The sequence below is a fragment of the Thermogemmatispora sp. genome (genome assembly GCF_019683755.1).
GTDB lineage: Bacteria > Chloroflexota > Ktedonobacteria > Ktedonobacterales > Ktedonobacteraceae > Thermogemmatispora.
This window is the reverse complement of the sequence record NZ_JADGHT010000448.1, coordinates 1-3,127: the sequence shown is the minus strand read 5'-3', so window position 1 is coordinate 3,127 and position 3,127 is coordinate 1. Positions and strand designations below refer to the sequence as shown.

General features: G+C 54.6%; 3 protein-coding genes. 2 read left to right on the top strand and 1 reads right to left on the bottom strand.

From position 1 onward, the window contains the following. The first annotated feature begins 233 nt into the window (after positions 1–233). Entirely contained in the window at positions 234–545 is a 312-nt protein-coding gene (locus tag IRZ24_RS18595) for a hypothetical protein (RefSeq protein ID WP_297167688.1), read from the top strand. Positions 546–799: 254 nt separating this feature from the next. Here the strand turns inward: IRZ24_RS18595 and galU are convergent, their stop codons facing one another. Further along, positions 800–1,675 carry a UTP--glucose-1-phosphate uridylyltransferase GalU gene (gene galU / locus IRZ24_RS18590; protein WP_297167685.1) on the bottom strand — a complete coding sequence of 292 codons (876 nt, stop codon included), beginning with the start codon at positions 1,673–1,675 and terminating at the stop codon, positions 800–802. A 734-nt stretch (positions 1,676–2,409) separates the two neighbouring features. Here galU and IRZ24_RS18585 point away from each other — a divergent pair. Further along, positions 2,410–2,859, top strand: coding sequence for a YbjN domain-containing protein (locus tag IRZ24_RS18585; RefSeq protein WP_297167682.1), 450 nt, complete (start codon positions 2,410–2,412; stop codon positions 2,857–2,859). Positions 2,860–3,127 lie beyond the last annotated feature (268 nt).

The window sequence follows — 3,127 nt, the reverse complement described above, 5'->3', positions numbered from 1 at the left end:
GATCAAGGGAACGCTGGTCTGCTCCTGACTGATCAAGGATAAGTAGAAAGAGCTGAGGCCATGCCGAACCAGTACCGGAATGACTAAGGATACCCGTTTCATTGACAAGAATGGGGGATTCCATTATACTCTTCGCCACAGGCGAGGAGCCTGTATATTTTGTTTTGGCTTGGGAGCTTGCCCGAGCAAAGGGAATGGTGATGGCTACCAGAGAAGAGGAGAAACCGGCGCCGATGTCAACTGTCGAGGCCGGTCGTAAAGGGGGGAGTGTTGTTCGCGACAAATATGGTGGGGAATATTACCGCCAGATCGGCAAGAAGGGAGGTACCGCTCTCAAGGAGAAGCGCGGGAGCGAGTACTACCGCCAGATTGCCCAGAAAGGTGGCCAGGCCAACGTGAGCAAGTATGGTCCGGCCCACTTTTCTGAAATGGGGAAGAAGGGTGGCAATGCAACCAAGGCGCGACAAGACCCCGACTTTTACAGCCGGATCGGTAAGTTGGGAGGGGCAGCCCGGCGTCGGAAGAAAGCGGAGGCACAGGAATAATTCTATCTCATTGTGAGTTACAGCTGCTCTTCTGGCACAAGGCAGCACCTGATCGACAGGAGGACGGGGAAAGGGGCAAGCACAGCAATGGAAGGGCTGTGCCCTCCTCCCGTCCTCCTTTCTGCTGGTTGAGTGACCAAGCAGGTAAGATCGCCAAAGTTGGGCCTAGTCATCAAAAAAGAAATCGGCTCCCGGCGATTGCTATGTCTGAATGATCCCGATGAGGGTGAGACCAGAGGGCGATCAGGATCAGCTTAGCTTTCCGGCTCCTGAAGCACCTGGCGGAGAAAGGCACGCAGATCAGAGGCCAGATCAGGGCGCTTGAGAGCATAGGTGATGGTTGTAGTCAGTAAACCCAAACGTGTACCAGTATCGTAGTAGGTCCCCAAGAAGCGCAAGCCATAGCAACGCCCCTCTTGTGCCTGGCGCTCAATGGCGTCAGTCACCTGAATCTCTCCACCGGCCCCAGGTGGTGTCTGCTCCAGCAAGGGGAAGATGTCGGGGGTGAGAAGATAGCGCCCCATGATAGCCAGATTTGAGGGCGCTTCCTCCCGTGATGGTTTCTCCACCAGGTGGGTGATGCGCAGCGCTTGCTCTCCCAGCTCTTCCACAGCGGCGATGCCGTAGCTAGGGATAAGTTCGTCCGGTACAGGGGAAAGCGCCACCACTGAGCCGCCATAACGCTCATGGATCGCTATCAGTTGGGGCAAGCACGGCGTTTCTTCGGCGACCAGGACGTCGCCCAGCATGACCACAAACGGCTCATCGCCTACCAGGGCCCGCGCACAGAGAATGGCATGCCCAAGCCCCAGCGGCTCGGGCTGACGCACAGCGCTGTAATGTGCCATCTGCTGCACACGCCGTAGCTCTTCCAGTTCCTGCAACTTGCCACGTTGCTCCAATAGCTGCTCCAGCTCGGGAAAGGCATCAAAGTGGTCCTCGATGCTGCGCTTACTCCTGCTCGTAACGAAGATGATCTCCTCAATTCCACTGGCTACAGCCTCTTCGACGATATATTGCAAAGTTGGCTTATCGACCAGTGGCAGCATCTCTTTGGGGATAACTTTCGTTGCTGGCAGGATGCGCGTGCCTAGTCCCGCCACTGGTAATACGGCTTTGCGAATACGCATTAACCCTCCTTGATTCTTGGCACGAAAGCGCTCCGGTCGATCTGCTCCTGGCGTCCAGCCCTATTGTAACGACCGGGCGGTTTGATGGTCAATCTCAGCCTGGCAGCCCCCTCAGTTGCTCTCATCAGGCGGACAAACGGGGAGAAAGTGCCTTGCTCGCCATACAGGATGAAAGTAGTCGGATCAGCGGGTACCTTACTCAGGCCCCTTCCTTGATACGATCTGGCACTTGAGTGAGCCGTTAGATGGACAGTGAGGCAGGCTGACCAGGCTCTCTCTATCGACTAGTGCTATCATAGCATATTCTATCGACCCTGAGGCGATACTGAGGATGAAAGACGCTCCTGGCGCATAACGTCGTCGTGAGCTGGTGGCGGTACAAAGCGGCTCAGGCCAGCTCAGAGGAGACAGGGACCCGTTAGCCCTTATGCCAATCGAATGCGGGTCTGAAAACAGATAGGCAAGAAGTCGAAAAGGAGGACGTTCCTTTAAGGAGAGCGCCCGTGCTCCGTCTGCTTCGCGCTCACTCTCCACTGCTCTGAGGGCGTGGTCGTCTCCGCTGGCTTTGGTTGAAGCGATGGCAGCCTAGCGGGTGCCTCTTCCTTACGGGGTGATTTCCGTCGTGATATGTGGTCAAGACTATAGCCCTGGATGGTCCTGGCTTCCATCAACTGCTAAATGAGAGTCAGATCGTGAACAACAATAGCGCTATGTGCCAAAGGAGGAACTACTAGATGGCTACAGTCGAGCCTTTCTCTCATGCCATGATTGAGGCTTTCCTTCGCAGCCAAAATCTGCGCTTTCTGCGCGATGAAGAAAATGATTTTGTGGTGCAATTCAACTACAACCCTGAGTGTGCTTGCGAACTCACCTTCTATCTCACTGCTCAAGGAGAGCAGAAAGAGATCTACAGTCTACTCTGCCGCTCCGACCGACGCTTTGAGCCAGACGGCTGGGAGCGCGCTCTCGTTCTATGCAATACGTGGAATCGAGAGCGGCGCTGGCCTAGAAGCTATCTGCTCAGCTATGAGCGCGATGGCACAGCCTACGGAGAAATTTGCTTGGATATGCATATCGACCTGGGCACTGGCATCCATCAAGAGCTGCTGGCCGATCTCACCTCGACTTTTATTGCCACGAGCTTCAGTTTCTGGCGCTGGCTCCGCCAGGAGCAGCATTTCTAAGGCTCCTCTGTCCCTTTCCCTTCTCTCTCGCTGACATGCCCGGGGAAAGAATAGCGCTCTTGCCTTCTTGTCCCCCGGGAGCAATATCCCAGCCATTTTTTCTCGATGCAAAAATATGCTATAGTTAGCTATAGCTGACATAAAAAATTTTTGTGATGTATGTCCATATATATTTGTAATAGCAGAGAAAAATACTGGGCTGGAGAAAGCGGGGAAGGTAATGCTAGGTGAGGGTACACAGCTAGCTCAGGGCCGCTATCGTCTAGTG

Excerpts from the sequence above, each read along its gene's own strand:
- IRZ24_RS18595 (WP_297167688.1), top strand. The coding sequence starts at position 234 with ATGTCAACTGTCGAGGCCGGTCGTAAAGGGGGGAGTGTTGTTCGCGAC.
- galU (WP_297167685.1), bottom strand. The coding sequence starts at position 1,675 with ATGCGTATTCGCAAAGCCGTATTACCAGTGGCGGGACTAGGCACGCGC.
- IRZ24_RS18585 (WP_297167682.1), top strand. The coding sequence starts at position 2,410 with ATGGCTACAGTCGAGCCTTTCTCTCATGCCATGATTGAGGCTTTCCTT.